The following is a 19,300-nucleotide window of genomic DNA, read 5'->3' as shown; positions in this document are numbered from 1 at the left end:
CTCCGGTCTGTGTTTATAGCAATAATATGCTTCTGTATGCCGATGAGGACACTGACCACGGATCATCCTTCTCCCAGTGTGTTACCAGCGGATTAAAAATTAGCTTAGATGACACCGCTGTCAATTATTGATCATTTCAGTTTGGTTATAAATTTATGATAATTTAATTATATTTGTTTATGTGCATGAAATTTAAAGATAAATAATTATATTTTGTAACCGATCAAAATGACAGCGATAGACATTTATTTTGCAGGTTTTATCTTTTTGGGTTTTTTATAGGAAATTTTGACTATGGATGTTTTACCAAAAAGTATAAATTTTGCGTAAAACTAAGATGCTGAAGCGGCAAGGTGGCTCACTCTGGAGTATGATATTGCGGATTAAAAAGATTCAAACCTCAGGCCAAACAGGTCCAAAACAGAACCAAGACATAACTAAAAAAATAGAAGGAACAATAGGATGCACCTCAACAAAATTATGCTGGCATTAAGCCTCGGCGGCGCTTTAGCTTTAACGGCTTGCAAACCTGCTGAAGAGCAAAAAACAGAACAACAAACTACTGCGCCAGTAGCGGAGCAAGCGGCACCAACAAGCGATACCTCAGCCAGCTCACTGATCGCAGGCTTTGAAAAACGACTGAATATCTACCGCACTGTGGATTTAACGGCAGATTTATCTGGCGTATCAGCACAACATAAACACATGCTGGCCAAACTGATCGATGCCTCAGAAATTATGGATCAGTTGTTTTGGAAGCAGGCTTTTTCAGAAGATAAACAAAGCTTTTTAGGCAAAATAACTGACGCCAAAACCAAAGCTTTTGCCGATGTAAACTATGGACCCTGGGACAGATTACAGGGCGATGATGCCTTTTTAACAGGATATGCGGCTAAGCCTCTGGGCGCTCAGTTTTATCCATCTGATATGACCAAAGAAGAATTTGAAAAAGCCGACTTTGCCGATAAAACCGGGCTTTATTCAATAGTACAACGAGACAAAGATGGCAAGTTGGTGGCTGTGCCTTATTCGCAGTTGTACAAAACTGAACTAACCGCAGCTGCAGCCTTATTAAAAGAGGCGGCTGCTTTATCGGAAGATAAAGACTTTGCCAATTACCTGACAATGCGCGCTGAAGCCTTTTTAACTGACAACTATCAGCCGTCTGATTTTGCCTGGATGGCGATGAAAACCAACCCTATTGATCTGGTGATTGGTCCTATTGAAACCTATGAAGATCAGTTATTTGGTTACCGCGCAGCTTTTGAAGCTTATGTACTGGTGAAAGATTTAGCCTGGAGTGAACGTTTAGCTAAATACGCTGCTACGTTACCGGCATTGCAAAAAGGCCTGCCGGTGCCAGAACAATATAAAACTGAAAGCCCTGGCTCCGATGCGGACTTAAATGCTTATGACGTGATTTATTACGCCGGTCATTCCAACTCAGGTGGCAAAACTATCGCCATTAACCTGCCCAATGATGAGCAGGTGCAGCTGGAAAAAGGCACCCGCCGTTTGCAGTTAAAAAATGCGATGCAGGCGAAGTTTGAACATATTATGTCGCCTATTGCCGATTTACTGATCGCACCTTCACAGCGCCAGCATGTGACTTTTGATGCCTTTTTTAACAACGTGATGTTCCACGAAGTGGCGCATGGCTTAGGTATTAAAAACACCATCAATAACAAAGGTACAGTGCGTCAAAGCTTAAAAGAGCTGTCGGGTGGTCTTGAAGAAGGCAAAGCCGATATTTTAGGTTTGTATATGATTTCCCAGTTGTCGGAGCAGGGTTTATTGCCTGATGCCAAAATGGAAGACTTTTATACCACCTTTATGGCCGGTATTTTCCGCTCAGTACGTTTTGGTGCGTCCAGCGCACACGGCAAAGCCAATATGGTCTGTTTTAACTATTTTGCCGAGCAGGGCGCTTTTGTCCGTAATGATGACGGCACCTATCAGGTCGATTACGTCAAAATGAAACAAGCCATGACCTCGTTATCGCAATTGATCCTGACTTTACAAGGTGACGGTAACTACGAAGGTGTGGCGTCATTGATGGCCGACAAAGGTGTGATCAAAGCTCAGTTGGCTGATGATTTAGCCCGTTTAACCAGCGCCAATATCCCGGTGGATATTATCTTTAATCAAGGTAAAGCTGTGTTGGGTTTGTAAGTTATTGGGTCAGAGCTTAGGCTCTGACCCTCTGTTCTATCTGTAACGAATAGCATCAATAAAGCTAAATTTTTTGAAATTTAGCGGGTAATTTACATAAACAATAATCCTCTAATTAGCCATCTATCCTGCTGAGCTCCCCATTTATCCCGTTTTCCCGCTTGAAATTTGGTCTGAGCTTGGTGCTGCGTTACCCTATAAAAGCGTTCTATGCTCAAAGTAATGTTTGTCGCAAACAAACAACAATAGCCGGGTCGACTCAGCTGTTTATGTACTTGGGTATTTCTTCTCACTACTTACCAAAGGTTATTCAATGGTCAAGCCCACATTTCTGGCTCTGTCTATCGCAGCGGCCTGTCCTTCTATTGTGTATGCAAAGGATGCTCAGCAGGATTTAGCGACACAGCTACAGCAACTTAAACTTCAGGTTGAGGCTTTGGAAAGCCGTTTAGCAGAGCAGTCTAAACAACAAACTGCAGCGGAAAATCAACAACACACTACAGCAGCCGCAGTTGAAAAGCCGGCCGCTGAAAAACCGGCAGATGGCATCGAAGTCGGCGGTGCTGTGCGGACAAATTTCAGTCATACCTCTTATGATGAAGGCAATAAAAATCGCGGTGGTGATTTTGACTTCGACCTGCTGCGACTGGATTTTCGCGGCACAGTTGGGGATGTCAGTTTAAATGCCGAGATTCGTTTTTTTGATTACATGACTGCGGTAAAAAAAGCCTATGTGGCTTATCAGTTGGATGAGTTGTGGCAAGCCCAGTTGGGTATCACTCAGGTGCCTTTTGGCAATTGGCCTTACAACTCAAATAACTACTTTTTCAGCAGTAATTATTACCTGGGTTTAGAAGATGACCACGATTTGGGTTTGCTGTTTAAACGGCAGATTTCTGATCAGTGGCAAGTGGATATCGGCTTTTTCAAAAACGATGAACTCGGTGGCATAGATGGTTATGTTGGAGATAAAACCGACCGCTATTCCTACGATATAGTCGGCACTCGCGGTGCGACCGAAGATATTTATGGCGAACCTATTCAGGCGCTTGCAGAAACCAATACTTTTGTCAGCCGTTTTGGTTATCACTTAACGCAAGGCCAGTTCAATACCGAACTTGGTTTTTCTGCGCTTTCCGGCAAGTTGCACGATGGTGTGCGTAATGCTGGCGATTATCAGGCTTTTGCTTTGCACCTGAATAGCCGTTATCAGCGCTGGCAGTTACAGCTGCAACATAGCCAGTATCACTATGATCTGGATGATATAGAGCGTATCGCTGTTGGGGCTTATGGTTTTTATGACTCGATAGCAGCCGAAGCAAAGTCAGCTACAGTCAATCTGGCTTATGATTTGCCCGTGCAATGGGGCCCTGTCACTGATTTGCAGTTTTATAACAACTACAGTCTGGTGTATGACAAATCCGATCAAAGTCGCAGCACTTTGATGAATGTCACAGGTTTTTCTATTGCTGCAGGTTCACTCTTTACCTATGTGGATTATGTGCACGCCCGTAACCAGCCTTTTGTCGGTGGCAGTATGGCCGGAAACAGTGCGGAAGAAGAGCAGCGCTTTAATATCAATATTGGCTATTACTTTTAGCCGGTCTTTTTTCCCGACATTTTTAACCGCGTGATCCGCACTAACTGGTCACTCAGGCTGGTGACCAGTGTAGGCGCACATTAAAACTACAGCAGGTACAGAATGAACGAACAAAAAGATCCGATGATCCCTGATGGCAGGGTCAATGCTATCGACACCGACTATCAGGTCGGGCAAGACAATATTCTGGTGAAACTTGGCCCTTTTGGTCTGGATATTCATAACAGAGTATTTTTGATTTCAGGCTTGAGTATTGTGGCTTTTGTGATTATTACCTTGGTATTCCAGAGCCAAACCGCGCCGGTGTTTTCTGCTATGCGTGGTTGGCTGACCAGTAATCTGGACTGGTTTTTTATCAGTGTCGCCAATATTTTTGTGCTGCTTTGCCTGGCGCTGATTGTATCGCCTCTGGGTAAAGTGCGGCTGGGCGGCACAGAGGCCACACCCGATTACAGCTATTTGGGCTGGTTTTCGATGTTATTTGCCGCCGGTATGGGCATAGGGCTGATGTTTTATGGTGTGTCAGAACCTTTATCCCATTTCAGCAGTGCTTTAAGCGGGCCTGTGCTGGAGAATGGCAGTCGTACAGACTGGGCACCACTTGCTGGTGCTGTCGGCGATCCTGTTGAAGCCGCACGTTTGGGTATGGCAGCCACTATTTATCATTGGGCACTGCATCCCTGGGCTATTTACGCCATTTTAGCGCTGGGCTTGGCGCTGTTTTCATTTAACAAAGGTTTGCCGCTGACGATACGTTCGGTGTTTTATCCCTTGTTGGGAGAACGGGTGTGGGGCTGGCCAGGGCATTGCATTGATATTCTTGCGGTATTTGCCACCTTATTTGGTCTGGCTACGTCGCTTGGGCTGGGGTCTGCTCAGGCCGCTGCGGGTTTGCACCTGCTGTTTGGTGTGCCTGAAGGTCAGACGACCCAAATCGTATTAGTGGTGGTGATTACGCTGATTGCTTTGGTTTCGGTCGTGGCTGGCCTGGATGCGGGCGTAAAACGTTTATCTGAAATCAATATGGCACTGGCGGCACTATTGTTGTTATCTGTGATTGTGCTTGGACCAACGCTGGTGATTTTAACGGGCGTGTTGGATAACCTTGGGGCTTATTTGCAGTATTTACCTGATCTAGCCAATCCTGTTGGACGCGAAGACAGTAATTTCCTGCAAGGCTGGACGGCCTTTTATTGGGCCTGGTGGATCAGTTGGTCGCCTTTTGTCGGCATGTTTATCGCCCGTGTATCCAGAGGTCGCACTGTGCGTGAGTTTTTAATTTCAGTACTGCTAGTGCCTTCTTTCGCTTGTGTATTGTGGATGACCGTCTTTGGTTCTACTGCTATTCATCAATTAGTGCAGGATAGTTATCAGGCCGCGGTCTCTGCAGAATTGCCACTGCAGTTATTTCAAATGCTGCAGGCCTTACCACTGGCCAATATCACCTCCTTTATTGCCATAGTGCTGGTGGTGGTGTTTTTTGTTACCTCCTCTGATTCAGGCTCACTGGTGATCGATACCATAGCGGCTGGAGGTAAAGTGAATGTGCCAGTGGCGCAGCGGGTATTTTGGTGTACCTTCGAAGGCTTGGTTGCTATAGCGTTGGTACTGGGCGGTGGCTTGGTGGCATTACAAACCATGGCAGTTTCGACCGGCTTTCCTTTTGCTCTGGTGTTATTGGCCTCTTGTGTGTCTGTTGTGATAGGGCTGAGATCAGAGCCTCGTAGTTAACCACAGGATGATCAAAGTGGGAGGATATCACTCCTCCTGCTTTCATGGAGATGGCAAGCGAATGCAGATAGAACAAATAGAAATTCTGAATTTCTTAAAGCGCTACAGCCCTTTTAAAGAGCTGCCGGATGACTTATTGCACCAGACGGCGATGCAGGTAGATATTGGTTATTTTAAAGCCGGTACGCCGATATTGCGTTTTGGTGAGTCGTTACAGGCTTTGCATCTGGTTCGCAGCGGTGCAGTCGAAACCTACAGGCGCAACGGCGTGTTGTACAACAGACTTAGCGAAGGCGGCATTTTTGCTGAGCAAGGTTTGTTGCGCGATAAAACTGTTATTTTTCCTGCAACAGCGATAGAAGACAGTTTGATCTACTTTATTCCTGCGGCCTGTTTTGAATTGCTGTATCAATCCGATGAAGTCTTTGCCGATTATGTCGAGATAGGTGATACCCAACGCAAAAAGAGTGGGGTTCTTGCCGACAAAAGTAGCAATGATTTAATGAGTTCAGAAGTTCGTCAGTTGATTGGCAGAGCTGTTGTGACTTTAGCCGCAGATGCCACAGTGCAGCAGGCAGCGCAATTGATGCAACAAGAGTCTGTGTCTTCTTTACTGATTGTGGCGGACCAGTCAAAAGACGCTGCTTTGGTCGGCATAGTCACTGATCGGGATCTACGTAACAGACTAATAGCAGCAGGATTAGATTATCAGCAAAAAGTTTCAGTGGTGATGACCACTGAACTGGTGTGTATAGAGCAACACCAGTTTGTGTTTGAAGCCATGTTAGTGATGCTGCGTCACAATGTGCACCATTTGCCTGTACTGGAAGAAGGCAAGGTGCTTGGCATAATCTCTATTGCCGATGTGATCCGTTATGAATCGCAAAACAGCCTGTACATTGTCAGCAGCATTTTCCGCCAGCAGACTGTGGCTGAGCTGCAAAGCCTGAGCACTGAATTAGCCTCTTGTTTTGTCCGCATGGTGAATGAAGATGCCAACTCCAGAATGATTGGTGCTGCTATGGCGGTGACTGGCCGTAGTTTTAAGCAGCGTTTACTAGAGCTGGCAGAGCAGCAACTGGGGCCACCGCCTGTGCCTTATTGTTTTTTGGCCTTGGGTTCTATGGCGCGGGATGAACAACTGATAGTGACGGATCAGGACAATGCGTTGGTGCTGCATAATGACTATGATCCTGTTTTGCATCAGGATTATTTTGCTGCGCTGGCTCAGTTTGTTTGTGATGGTCTGGCACTTTGTGGTTACAGCTATTGCAGTGGCGATATTATGGCCACCAACAGTCAGTGGCGACAGCCGCTACGAGTCTGGCAGCAGTATTTCACGGACTGGATTGAAAAGCCTGATGCGCAGCGATTGCTCAACAGCGGTATATTTTTTGATTTAGAAGGGGTGTGGGGCCAGCTGCAATGGGCCGATCAACTGAATCAACAAATCAGGCGTCAGGTCAAAGCCAATGCGGATTTTTTAGCCTGTATGGCGCGCAATGCCATCAGCCGGACGCCACCTTTAGGTTTCTTTAAAGATTTTGTGCTGGAAAATGATGGTCAGCAAAATAATTCACTGGATATTAAACGCAGAGGTACAGCGCCATTGGCAGACCTGGTCAGGGTGCATGCTTTATCTATTGGCTGCGCTGCGACCAATACCTATGAGCGTTTATTGGCAGTCAAAGCGGCCGGAATTTTACCCAAGGGCAGGGCGGATGATTTGATTGATGCACTGGAAGTGATAGCTATGGTGCGAATTCGTCAGCAAGCCAAATCCTTACAAGCGGGTAGAGCGGCTGATAACAAAGTCAAACCTGAAGAACTCTCAGCCTTTGAACGTAAAACCTTAAAAGAAGCCTTTCAAATTCTCAGCTTCGCGCAGAAATTTCTGAAGTTTCGTTACCCAGGTGGGCGACAGTAACAGAGGTGTTATGTTTTATCTGAAAAAGCAGGAATTAAAAACAGATCCACTGCAACTGCTGAGCAAAAACTGGCAAAACACCATGCAGCAGTTGGAGTTATCTGCCAAAGACCCTAGGTTAAAGGCTTTTTATCAGGCCGGAGCAGTAGCTGCTCATACGGCTTTGCAAGAGGTCTCTTTTGTCGCTTTAGATTTTGAAACCACAGGCTTAGATCCTGTACGCGATGGCATCGTCAGCATAGGGCTGGTGCCGCTGACGTTGAATCGAATTCACAGCAGCAAGGCTCAAAGTTATTTGGTAAAACCCAGAGTACAGCTCAACGAAAGTTCAGTGATAGTGCATGGTATTACCGACAGCGCCATAGCGCAGGCTGCTGATTTAGAACTCTATATTGAGCCTTTGTTGCAGGCTTTGGCAGGAAAAGTGGTGCTGGTGCATCATCTGCCTATCGAGCGCGCCTTTTTATATCATGGTTCGATGAGTCGTTTAGGTGAAGGTGTTGTATTTCCAATGATTGATACTTTGGCGTTAGAGCGGAGTTTTACTCAGTCAGGTTTACAGGGATGGTGGCGACGTATGACAGCACAAGCTAAGCCATCATTACGCCTTGCCGATTGCCGGCAGCGTTACCAGCTACCGGCTTATCAACCTCATCATGCGGTGACAGACGCCATTGCCTGTGCAGAGTTATTTCAGGCTCAGGTCGCTCAACATTTTTCGGTATCAACTCCAGTGGGCAAGCTCTGGAGTTGATACCGTTCTAACCTGCTCGTGCTACTGAGGTTGATAAGGCAAAGACGAGTGGTGCAGTACTATGCGTAATTTACCATCAGCATCTTTTTTAAAGCCCCAGCTTTTATCTACAGTGGTGATTTTGCCATTTTTATCCGTCAGCATCACATGACCCGTGGTTAACGCCATATCACCATTGATATAAACAGCGGCGTTTTTATAGTCATAGGCTGTCCAGCCTTTGAGTGCAAAACCTGTGTCTGCAGGAAAGTTTTTGTCATCGCCAACAAAATAGGCTAAGGCTCCCTGATAGCTGGTACGAAAAGTTTGTGCACCTGTGGCCAGGGTTGGCTTAAATAACACAGGAGTGATGTTGTAACCATAAGCCGTGTCCAGTGCAGTTTTTGCTGTAGCTTTTGCTTTTTCAAGCCCGGACTTTTCGTAATCAGAGCTGATCTGGATCAGTGCTTGCCCCCAGGCGTCCTGAGCCGCTTTTAACTCGGCTTCCGTGATGGCTGTGTTGGCATAGGCCAGTGGAGCGTACCAGGCTACAAAAGTCAGTCCAAGTATGCGGGTCATTTTAAGGTTCATGTTTTTTCCTTGCTCTATTCAATCATTGGTCTGGGTTCAGTATCGGCCAGTCAACTGAGCAATTAGCTGCATCTAACATGAAGTTTGTCTGCACTGAAGATTAAAAACAGATGAACAAAGCAGCCTTTAGCTATAACTTGCATTACTCTGTTTGCATAAATGAGCATGGAACCGGAGGGGTTGTGTTTCGAAGTAAACTGTATCTTGCGTTTTTTTTGTTGCTGGCAATCACCTTGGTGCAGGCTGGCCTTGCGATATGGGCTTCCGGTGTGGCCAGTTATCATGTAGAGCGCAGTCGAGTTGCCAATCAGATGCTGGCTGAATTTATTACACTTGGAGCTGATAAGCAGCGGCTTAAAGTCTGGCTTGCCCAGTCGTTGTTGACCAAAGACAGCACTGTAGAGCAACGGGATCAATACCTTGGGCAAATGCAGCAAAGTCTGGCTGATTTAAATACCTTGTTGCAGCATGATCAGCGGTTGTCGGAACATCCGGATGACTTTGCTGCTATCAGCCAGCAGCTAAAGTCCCTGTCTATTCTTGAGACGAACGTCGCAGCTTTGGAGCAAAGTTTAAAGAATAAGCAAGTCAGACCCGAGCATGAAGCGCAAATATGGCGGTTGCTGATCCAAACTTTCGATAATCTGGAAGGACTGGACTTGAAGCATCTGATTGCTGACTCTATTGAATTACAACGCCAGCGCTCAGAGCAAGCCGAAGAAAAAGCGGCAACAGCATTGCAACAGGTCAAAGTTCTGGTTGTGGTTGTGTCTTTATTTGGCGTGGCTTGTGCTGTCAGTCTTGCACTTGTGTTATCCAGAGCTTTGTATCAGCCTGTGCAGCAGTTACTGACAGGCACTTCAGCCCTGGCTGATGGCCAGCTGAATTACCGTTTGCCAGAGCAAGGGCCGGCTGAGTTCAGCATGCTTGCCCGTAGCTTTAATCTGATGGCTACAGGTTTGGAGCGGGCCAGACAACAAGAAGAAGATCATACCCGCAGAGTTGAGCTTGAGGTCGCAGAGCGCACTCGTCAATTGCGACATGCGGTTGAACAGCTACAGCACGCAGAACAGCAACAGCAACGTTTTTTGGCTGATGTTAGCCATGAGTTGCGCACTCCTGCGACAGCGATTCGGGGGGAAGCCGAAATCAGTCTGCGTGGAGCAGACAAAACCGCTGATTTTTATAAGGACAGCTTGCTGCGGATAGCTCAAACCAGTGTGCAGTTGTCCAGTCGTATTGATGATCTACTGATGCTGGTGCGAGGTGCACAACAACTACAGTTGCGGCCTCGGACTCTGACCCTTGGCGAGTTATGGCAACAGATCACTGCATTAGCCCGGCAGTTGTCTGCCAGTCAATCAGTGCAAATCCAGTGTGCAGAACTGCCTGATAACGCAGCTACAGAGTTGTTGTGGCTTGATCTGGATAAGTTGCTGCAGGCATTACAAATTATCCTCGATAATGCAGTGCGTTACAGTAGTACAGGGCAGCGGGTTGAATTAAGTGTTGCAGTGGCAGAGCAGTGTGTTATTCGGGTGCAGGACCATGGTATAGGTATTTTGCCTGGTGATTTACCTCATGTATTTGACCGCTATTTCAGAGCAGATAATGCCCGCCAGCTCAGGCCTGACGGACTGGGGATAGGTTTATCATTGTGTCAGACCTTAGTACAAAGCCAGCATGCAGAGCTGACAGTGAGCAGCGATGATCAACAAGGTACTTGTGTCAGAGTTATTTTACCTTTAGTTGAAGAGGACAACGCATGCATATCCTGATCGTTGAAGATGAAAAAAAGGTGGCAGACTTTCTGATCAGGGGACTGAAAGCCGAAGGCTATTTTGTCGATTGGATCGGCGATGGCAGTGAGGCTTTACCTGCATTACTGGCGCAAAAACCACAGTTGGTGATTCTGGACAGGATGCTGCCCAAAATGGATGGTTTACAAATATGCCGGTTAATACGTTCCCAACAGTTGCCGGTAAAGGTACTGATGTTATCGGCTTTGGCTGAAGTCTCTGACAGGGTGGATGGTTTAAAAGCTGGTGCTGATGACTACCTGGTGAAGCCTTTTGCTTTTGAAGAGTTATTAGCAAGGATTGAGGCGTTATCTAAACGTAATCCTTTTGCTGCGGTGCGGCGCCAACTGACAGTAGGTGATTTGGAATTAGATTTGGACAGTATGCAGGCCAGACGACAAGGTCAACTGCTGCAGCTGACCGCCAAAGAGCTGGCGGTGCTTGAGCTACTGATGTCCAGCCCACAAAAAGTATTTAGTCGTGAGCGGGTGCTGGCAACGGTGTGGGGTATTAATGAAGATCCGTTGACTAACGTGGTCGATGTTTATGTCAGGCGTTTACGAAAAAAAGTCGATGAGCCGTTTGGCCAGAGTTACATCAGAACGTTAAGAGGCATAGGGTACTATTTATCAGACGAAAGCTGACGTCATCTGACCATCAGCTCAACCGCTTTCTATGTTAAAACGGCTGAGCTGATGTTGTGTTTAGGATCAGGCAGGTTCTGTTTCTGTCGAAACTTGTTCTTCAAATTCACTAGCTACCGGAATTTTTTCACATAAAATCCAGTCTTTTTCATCCACCCAGTTTTGCGCACCACCGGCTACAGTGCGAATTGGCACTATGTAACGGCACGAGGTCTGAGGTTTCACCGACGCAAAAATTGGCACAAAACCAAAGTTCAGCGCGGTTTCAATCAGAGCCTGTTGGTTATGCGGGTCAATATCTGCTGCTTCGTCGATATAAATTGGAATACGGTATTTACCGCGTTCGCGCTCGGACAATAACTGGCGGATAAATAACATACCGCACAATAACTTAATGGTAATACGTGTCCCGTTGGAGCCAGCTGAATCAATTTTGTCGAAGAACTCTATTTCACCGGCCCGATTCACCACTTTAAAACGAATATCAAATAAGTCAGATAAAGTTAAACCACCTTTTTCGCTGGCAGCCTGAATTAAATAGTCTTTCGCTGCCTGTACTTCACGCTCATTGCTACTGGCATTGGGTGCCAATAAGTCCAGCGTATCGCCTTGTTGATAAGCTTCTGATGTCGTCAGAATAGTATCGATATGGCCAACCAATAAAGCACGGTCAACAATTTCAATTTTAAAATCCTGCAGGTTGGAGATCTGATGACGCCAAATACCACGGTTAAAGCTATTTAGCTCGCGGTGCAGACGGTTTAAGTCATCGCGTAAGCCTTTGAGCGTGGAGGCTACTTCTGTCAAAGCGACGCGGGCACGACGTTCAATGGCTTCACGTTCTTTGTCCAGGTGATGGAAGGCGCTGATTAGTTTCTGGAACTTCAGCTCTTCATCCGATTCGACTTCAAACTTGGTAATACCAGCGTTAAAAATAAACAGGTAGGTATTTTTGATATTAACGTCGATAAGCTTCAACTCATTACACTGCTTATTAAAGTCGCGTAATACGTCGGCTAAGTTGTCAAAATCTAAGGTCACTTCAATAGGATAAGGTGTGACTTTGCCGGAGTAAAAATCGAGCTGGAAATCGATACGCTCTTTTTTCTCCTGCTCAATACGTTCGGCCTGACGTTTAATTTGTTCCTGCTTATTGCCGACTAAGTTGCGGCGATCAGACAGGGTAGAGGCTTTGTGCTGCACTTCAGCCAGTTGTTCCTGCAGCTTGTCTTCTTCGATTTCAAGTTCGGACTGAAGCGCCTGTTGTTCGTCACTGAACTCCAGCATTTGCTGGTAGCGGCCAAACTTTTTAATGTCTTCTTCGGCTTGTAACAAGTCCTGATACAAGCGGTCTTTTTCGCGGGTTTTACCGGCTAAATCACCAGCAACTGCCAGTTGTTGCTCCAGCGTATGTAAGGTTTGCTGCAGAGCATCAATTTGCTCTTTCAGCTGGATTTTGTTCTCGAGGCTATTTTGCTCTACCGGCTGCAGGTGATGCACGTCAATGACAACACCAGGTAAATGCAATTTGCCTTGTTTAAAGCAATCAGCAATTTTTTCTAGTTGCTCTGAAAATAAAGCGTCGTCCAGAATTTCAATATCACCGCCACCAGTCGTAGAAAGCGACAATAAATCCGGATTCAGAATGCGGGTGATTTGCTGTACTTCCGGCAGGCTTAAATCTTCGCGTAAGCGAGAGTAAAGGTTAAATTCGAGGTTTTTCAGTTGCAGCTTTAAGCTTTGCAGTTGCTTAGCACTTTGGCTTTTTTGATGCGCCAACGTAGTGGCATTCACCTGACTGGCACCTTGTAAACTGTGGCTTAACTGCTCGTAAGCTGCGCGGATATTGCTTAAGTTCGTCTGCAGGGTGGCTTCGTTACTTAAACTGAATTTTTGCGACAGAGCATCAAATTCGCCAAACCATTGCTGTAACTGCTGCTGACGGCCGGACAATTCTTTAATTTGGCCAACATACAAACGTTGACGTTCTTCCAGCTGGCTTTTCTCTGCCAAAAGACCGGTAAGCTGCTCGTTTAAAAGCTCTTGCTGGTCGTCAAAATAGCTATGAAATTCAGTTAAAGCTACATCCAGCTTAGGGGCATACGTCGCTAAACGGCCTTTGAGTACAGAGCGGTTTTCCAACAGGCTTTCAAGGGCTGTGACAGCTTCCTGTTGGTTTTCCAAAGCTTTTAGCTCACGTCTGTCTTTATTGACCTTTTCAAAGGCGTTATGCCAAACCTGATAAAAATCGACCTTAGGGTCGCCTAAATGCCGGGCAAATACAGGCAATAACAGACGTTTTACATCCTGAGCTGTTAAACGGTGCAGGTTCAGAATACGGCGGAAAATATCTTTGTACACAGGCGCATCAGAGACGTTCGCCAGTGGGATCATCCGAAGGTTAATTCGGCTGTCAAAAGGCGTTGCGCCCCCCGTCAGCATGGCATTCAGTTCAGACTGTTTTAATTCAATAGGATCAAAACCTAAACTACGTAAATGATGGTCCAGCTTGTTGTAACGCACATAACTTTTGCCATCTAAATAATGATTTAAATCCAGCTTGCCTTTGTAGCAAAAATACTGGAAAGCGTAACCTGCAATTTTACCTCGGCCAGCTACCCCAATCACCACAGGGCCGTCTGGCAAATTGGCTTCCAGTAGTATGTAGCTTTGGTCTGTGCCGAAGTAAAACTTACGGGTTTCGTCTAAGTCGTGACCATCCCATTCAGTTAAGCGCAAATCGTTAATCAGCGGGAACTGCAGGGCGTTGATCACCGAACTTTTACCCGTATTATTGGGCGCGCAAATAGAGGAAGAATCATCCAGCGGGATCACACATTTGGCGTAGCCAGCTGTGTTCAGCAGTGCCAGCTTAGTTAAACCATACAGCTCTGATTTTGTTGAATTAAGTTGCTCAGACATCTGCTTTCTCCTCTGTCACAGCACTGTGATCCACATCCATCAGCGCGTCTAAATAACGATACACAGGGGATAATAACTTGATCTGATCGCCACTAGGCCGCGCCAGTCCATAACGTAATAACCTGTTGGCAATTTCACGTTTCATATCTGTCACTGAGAAAATTTCCAATTGCTCAAATAAGTGGTATTGCTGCTGCAGCAACTGGCCCCAGATTTCTGTGGTAATTTCATGTTCAAACAAAGCGCGCAGCGGGTCCTGGCCTTTGTCGGCATAAAACTCCACCAAGGCAAATAAAGTTAACGCAAAAAGCCTGGAAATTTTGCCCATGCTGGCGGTGGCATCATCCACTTCAAAATAAAAGAAACCACGGCTGTCGCGTTTTAATGTATTGCCTAAGGCACCAAACAAAGCTGTGTAGGAGTCTTCCTGCAGATCCAGTTCCTGCCATAAGGCAAAATCCTGTTCGCTGATATGGTAACCGTTCGATAGCTTTTTGCTGATTTCAGCCAGTTGGGTCAGTTCATCTAAGTTTAATTGCATTTATAAAGTCCCGGCTTCGCTGCTTTGAAAAGGGTGTAAGGTCAGCTTATAGCCATTGAGTGTCAATTCTGTGTTGTGTTCGCTGTGCTGCAATGTCAGCTCATCCGAGCGTGACAATTCCTGATATAAAAACAGCAACTCATCTACTGGTAATTCAGGATAACTGTCGGCTAGCCAGCGGCTTAAATCCGGCAGTTTTTTCAGCGCTTTGGCCTTATGTACTACATCTTTGAGTTCAGGCACCTGCATCAGCATGCTGTGATTGCTGAGTATTTCTTCCGGTAACTGATAGGCATCATGTTCGTACTGACACAGCTCTGCCATATAACTAGTGATTTGATTGGCCGAGCCTAAGGAGAACCGCTGGCTGTCAGAGCTGATAGCTGGAACTAAAGGTTCTAACGTCAGATCTATGCCTTTTTTACGCATCTGACCCAATAGGAAGCTGGCGTTGCGCGATAACAAGGTATTGCGACGCAGCTCATCCCTGAGTGGCATTAGTAAATCAGCACAGCGACTTAAACTTTCACGACCGACCTGATTCATTTCGATCAAACGGGTGCGCAGCTGAATAAGCGTTTCTTTTTCGGTATTCAGTGTGCCTGTTACTTCAATCACTTGTAGCAACTCGCTGAGCATCGCCTCCACATCGGACACTGTTTTCTGGAAAGGGCCGTTGATATCCACCAGTGCTAAAACCGGGTCGATGTAGTCATCAAAGGCATCCATCACCGCCGCATAACGGCGTGCCAGACTGAGTTTGCCTTCATCGGCTTTGGCCCGCTCGACTAAAGAGAGGATGGCGCTTTCGTTCTGACCAAAGTGCTTCAGTACTTCACGGATACGTTCGTCCATTACCCGCGAGAAACGACGCAGTTCGCTGCTATCGCGGCTTTGTGCAGCCTCTTGCATACGTTCTGATAAACGTCTTAATTCCAGAATACGACTTTCAATATCGGTCGCTAACCCAAGCTGCTGTTCCTGCATTAACTGCTGGGCAAATTCCAGCACAGAACGATTCAGTTCCAACTGGCTGGATTTAGCCAGTGGGATCAGAATTTCAAGTTGCAAAAAACGCTGAGCTTCACGGAACACCTGTTCACTGCTCATGCCATTGTTATGGCGCAAGATCAGATGTTGTACATCCTGAAAACTGAAGTTACCGCTGGCACTTCGTTCGACCAACTGCTCAATGACAGTCCAGTGCTCATCTAAGCAGCGGATAATTTTACGTGGCGCTATCATTTGTCCTTTCTTTTCATACGTATCATAAATATTTCACAAATGTGACTTTGGTAGGGTAGTGGCATCTTGTTGGGGCTGGTACAATACCGCCCCGCAAATTCCTTCCTTTTCCACAACAATTAAGCTGGTACTACATCATGGTAAGCGCAGTAATTTTGGCTCTGGTGGCAATAGCCTTTGTGATGATCGTTATAGAGGATATTATCCACGTAAACAAGGCAAAAACGACACTTTTTTTCGGTACTCTTTGCTGGATCCTCGCTTTTATTTTTCCAATGCACGGCGCTACAAGTAGCGAAATCAGTGAGCAGCTGAATCATAACTTATTAGAAATAGCTACTTTGTGGTTGTTTTTGATGTCAACTATGACTTTTGTCGCTTATCTCAACAGCAAAGGCTTTATTTCTCAAATTGTGCAGCGCTTATTGCCTGCCGAGCTGTCTGAACGCCGTTTGATGTTTATCATTGCAGTCTTTGCTTTTATTTTCTCGTCATTTGCCGACAACGTCACTGCTACGCTGGTGGCTATTGCTGTTATTAGCAGCATTAAACTGGAAGCGAAAAAACGTATTCAATATGCCACCTTGATTATTTTTGCTGTCAATAGCGGTGGTGTGTCGTTAATCACAGGTGATGTGACCACCCTGATGTTATTTTTAGCGGGCAAAGTCACTATTGCTAATCTGCTGCTGTTAATTCTTCCTTCGTTATTTGCCGTTGCCGTATTGGCTATTCTGTTGTCACGCAAAATGACCGGCCGTATTGTGCTGGAGAAGTCTCCTAAGCCAATAGAAAAAGCCGATGTCATTATTGCCAGTATTTTTGCAGCGACCATAGGCTCTACACTGTTGTTTAATATTCTGTTCCAGATCCCGCCTGTACTCACATTCCTGTTTGGTTTAGGCGTGATGTTCTTAGCGGCTCAGTACCTGCTGCGTAAAAAGACAGGGGTAAATATTCTGCATTACATCCGTGAGGTGGAGTTTGATACCTTGTTGTTTTTCTTAGGGGTTCTGCTGCTTGTTGGCATTCTGAAAGAAATTGGTGTGCTGACCAACATTACGCATTTGTATCAGTATTTAGAGCCAGTGCAAGCTAACTACCTGATGGGTATTTTGTCTGCGATGATCGACAACGTGCCTTTAACTGCGGCTTTGTTAAAAGCAGATTTAACCATGACGGCAGCGGAATGGCTGACTTTAACTTACGCCACAGGAGTAGGCGGTTCTATTTTGATCATAGGTTCAGCGGCCGGTATTATTGCCATGAGTAAAGTCAAAGAACTGACCTTTGGCACTTACTTTAAAATGGCAGGTTACCTGCTGGGTTGTTACAGCCTTGGTTATGTTGGCGTCTATTTTGTTGGCCAGTTTGCTTTGGCTTAAGGATAAAAAACTGTAACTAAATTACAGTTTTTCTGAAAAGACGGCTAAACGGCTGTTGCCTTTTGTAAAAAAGTCACTTAAGCTCTGCGCCGTCAATCATACGTGATTATGAGATACCCGACGTATTTGGAACTGTGACATGGCGATAAGGTAGGGGCGGGGTTTACTCCGCCCGTCTCGCCAACAAGTTGATGTCAAGCGAAGGCACGACATCAACAAAGCTGCAGCTTCAAGTACGACGGTTGTCTACCCTAAGTAATTGGAGTTGCAGCGCGACGACAAGTGCGTGAGTCCCCAGGAGCATAGTAGTCCTATGTGACTGGGGCGAGGGCACGCAGTCAACAAAGCTGCAGCTTCAAGTACGACGGGTATAGACCAGAAGAGGAGCGTTAACCAGGTAGAACATCTCAGGCTGCTACAAGCCGCAGGATGTTTGAGGGGGATTAACGCCGAGGATCAGATGCTGTAGCGGCAGATGGTCCGGTTGTTAAGGCTGAATCCTTACGACTGTCACCTGTTTTTTGTGGTGGAGAGCTTCTGGCCTTTGTGTGTCTGTGATCAGTTGTATGCAGCATCATGCCTGCACCACAACTTTATTTACTGCCTGCAAATGCCATGCTCTGCCTTATGACTTATTGATAAGGAGAGACTCGAATGTCTAATCAACTTATTGTCGCCAAATTTGGCGGAACCTCAGTGGCCGATTTTCCGGCTATGTCCCGTTGTGCTGATATTGTGTTAGCCGATCCTAGTATCCGTCTGGTCGCTGTCAGTGCTAGTTCAGGCGTGACCAATTTATTGGTCGATATCACCAAACAAACTGAAGTACAGGCCCGTTATGCATCCTTTGAAGGCATAGAGCGTATTACTTTGGCTGTGCTGAATGCTCTGCAACAGCCTGAAGCTGTAGCCGCTCAAATCAACACCTTGCTTGCTGATTTACGTAACCTGATTGAAACTGGGGGGGCTGTTTATTCCGGCGCTCATAAAGATTTGATCCAGTCTTTTGGTGAACGTTTAAGTTCAGTGTTATTTACTCAGGTGTTAGTGGAACGTGGTGCTGCGGCAGAGTGTTTTGATGTGCGTCGCGTGCTTCGCACCGACAGCCGTTTTGGTAAAGGTGAACCACAAATCGATGTTATTGCTGATTTGGCGCAGACTCATTTATTGCCTTTGCTGCGTGAAAATATTGTTGTCACTCAAGGTTTTATTGGTGCAGACGAAGCCGGACAAACCACGACCTTAGGCCGGGGTGGTTCAGATTACAGTGCTGCTTTATTGGGTGAAGCTTTAAATGCCGCTACTGTGCAAATTTGGACAGATGTAGTGGGTATTTTCACCACAGACCCACGTTTGACTTCTGATGCCCGTTGTATCAATGAAATCAGCTTTGATGAAGCGGCTGAAATGGCTACTTTTGGCGCTAAAGTATTGCACCCTGCCACCTTAATTCCGGCGATGCGCCGCAATATCAAAGTTTTTGTCGGTTCAAGCCGCGAGCCAGAAGCGGGCGGTACCTGGATTGCCAAAACGGTCGAGCATAAACCTGCTTATCGTGCCATTGCTTTGCGTAAATCCCAAACTCTGATCACGGTGAAAAGCCCAGCCATGTTACATGCCGCAGGTTTTTTAGCACGGGTTTTTGACATTCTGAGTCGTCATCAAATATCAGTGGATTTAGTCACTACCTCAGAAATTTCAGTAGCTTTAACGTTGGACGAATCTGCAGGCAGCGCCTTTAATTCGGCGATAGAACCAGCGATTGACGAGCTGAAAACTTTCTGTGAAGTGTCAGTCGAGCAGGGCTTAAGTTTAGTTGCTGTGATAGGCAATCATCTGCACAGCACCAAAGGGGTGACAGGTGAGTTGTTTAGCGCTTTGGAGCAAATTAATATGCGACTGATATGCCATGGGGCTTCGCGCCACAACCTGTGCTTTTTAGTTCAGGATGCGTCAGCTGCTGCTGTGGTGAAAGAGCTGCACCAGAAGTTATTTAATTAAAAAGCTGGT

Annotated in this window: 13 protein-coding genes and 1 riboswitch; of the genes, 9 read left to right on the top strand and 4 right to left on the bottom strand. The window is 46.1% G+C overall.

The features are described from left to right. Positions 1–462: 462 nt before the first annotated feature. The 5 genes from LSG37_RS14960 (at position 463) to LSG37_RS14940 (ending at position 8,184) form a co-directional block, all read left to right on the top strand. Positions 463–2,172, top strand: coding sequence for a dipeptidyl-peptidase 3 family protein (locus LSG37_RS14960; protein ID WP_233080654.1), 1,710 nt, complete (start codon positions 463–465; stop codon positions 2,170–2,172). Between the two features lie 313 nt (positions 2,173–2,485). Continuing rightward, positions 2,486–3,772: a putative porin gene (locus LSG37_RS14955; RefSeq protein WP_233080653.1), complete on the top strand. Its 1,287-nt coding sequence runs from the start codon at positions 2,486–2,488 to the stop codon at positions 3,770–3,772. 102 nt (positions 3,773–3,874) lie between these two features. Beyond that, on the top strand, positions 3,875–5,503 hold the full coding sequence (locus tag LSG37_RS14950) for a BCCT family transporter (RefSeq protein ID WP_233080652.1): 1,629 nt from the start codon (positions 3,875–3,877) through the stop codon (positions 5,501–5,503). A 61-nt stretch (positions 5,504–5,564) separates the two neighbouring features. Beyond that, positions 5,565–7,430, top strand: coding sequence for a DUF294 nucleotidyltransferase-like domain-containing protein (locus tag LSG37_RS14945; RefSeq protein ID WP_233080651.1), 1,866 nt, complete (start codon positions 5,565–5,567; stop codon positions 7,428–7,430). 10 nt (positions 7,431–7,440) lie between these two features. Then, positions 7,441–8,184, top strand: a complete 744-nt coding sequence (locus LSG37_RS14940; RefSeq protein WP_233080650.1) for a 3'-5' exonuclease — start codon at positions 7,441–7,443, stop codon at positions 8,182–8,184. A 21-nt stretch (positions 8,185–8,205) separates the two neighbouring features. On the opposite strand, the gene LSG37_RS14935 is transcribed toward LSG37_RS14940, so the two are convergent. After that, positions 8,206–8,754, bottom strand: a complete 549-nt coding sequence (locus LSG37_RS14935) for a metal-independent carbonic anhydrase family protein (protein ID WP_233080649.1) — start codon at positions 8,752–8,754, stop codon at positions 8,206–8,208. A gap of 182 nt (positions 8,755–8,936) precedes the next feature. On the opposite strand from LSG37_RS14935, the gene LSG37_RS14930 reads away from it, so the two are divergent. Together LSG37_RS14930 and LSG37_RS14925 are read left to right on the top strand one after the other, a co-directional pair. Continuing rightward, positions 8,937–10,532 (top strand): sensor histidine kinase, encoded by a 1,596-nt coding sequence (locus LSG37_RS14930; protein ID WP_233080648.1) that lies wholly within the window; start codon positions 8,937–8,939, stop codon positions 10,530–10,532. Then, the gene (locus tag LSG37_RS14925; protein WP_233080647.1) at positions 10,520–11,197 is read left to right on the top strand and encodes a response regulator transcription factor; all 678 of its coding nucleotides are present in this window, start codon (positions 10,520–10,522) and stop codon (positions 11,195–11,197) included. The genes LSG37_RS14930 and LSG37_RS14925 overlap by 13 nt, the downstream gene beginning before the upstream one ends. A gap of 66 nt (positions 11,198–11,263) precedes the next feature. Here LSG37_RS14925 and LSG37_RS14920 read toward each other — a convergent pair whose 3' ends face one another. The 3 genes from LSG37_RS14920 to LSG37_RS14910 are packed head-to-tail and all read right to left on the bottom strand — an operon-like array spanning position 11,264 to position 15,905. Continuing rightward, on the bottom strand, positions 11,264–14,119 hold the full coding sequence (locus LSG37_RS14920; RefSeq protein ID WP_233080646.1) for an Mks condensin complex protein MksF: 2,856 nt from the start codon (positions 14,117–14,119) through the stop codon (positions 11,264–11,266). Then, positions 14,112–14,660, bottom strand: a complete 549-nt coding sequence (locus LSG37_RS14915) for a condensin complex protein MksE (RefSeq protein WP_233080645.1) — start codon at positions 14,658–14,660, stop codon at positions 14,112–14,114. Before LSG37_RS14915 ends, LSG37_RS14920 begins: the two co-directional genes overlap by 8 nt. Beyond that, a complete protein-coding gene (locus LSG37_RS14910; RefSeq protein WP_233080644.1) occupies positions 14,661–15,905 on the bottom strand; it encodes an MksB family condensin complex protein in 1,245 nt (414 codons plus the stop codon). Positions 15,906–16,042: 137 nt separating this feature from the next. On the opposite strand from LSG37_RS14910, the gene nhaD reads away from it, so the two are divergent. Further along, complete coding sequence (gene nhaD, locus LSG37_RS14905) at positions 16,043–17,290, top strand: sodium:proton antiporter NhaD (RefSeq protein ID WP_233080643.1); 1,248 nt, start codon at positions 16,043–16,045, stop codon at positions 17,288–17,290. Between the two features lie 371 nt (positions 17,291–17,661). After that, positions 17,662–17,835, top strand: a riboswitch (Lysine riboswitch). Positions 17,836–17,944: 109 nt separating this feature from the next. Further along, positions 17,945–19,291 (top strand): lysine-sensitive aspartokinase 3, encoded by a 1,347-nt coding sequence (gene lysC, locus LSG37_RS14900; protein WP_233080642.1) that lies wholly within the window; start codon positions 17,945–17,947, stop codon positions 19,289–19,291. The last annotated feature ends 9 nt before the right edge of the window (positions 19,292–19,300 follow it).

The sequence above is a fragment of the Rheinheimera soli genome, assembly GCF_021290985.1.
Classification (GTDB): Bacteria; Pseudomonadota; Gammaproteobacteria; order Enterobacterales; family Alteromonadaceae; genus Pararheinheimera; species Pararheinheimera soli.
This window is presented reverse-complemented; position numbering and strand designations above follow the sequence as displayed.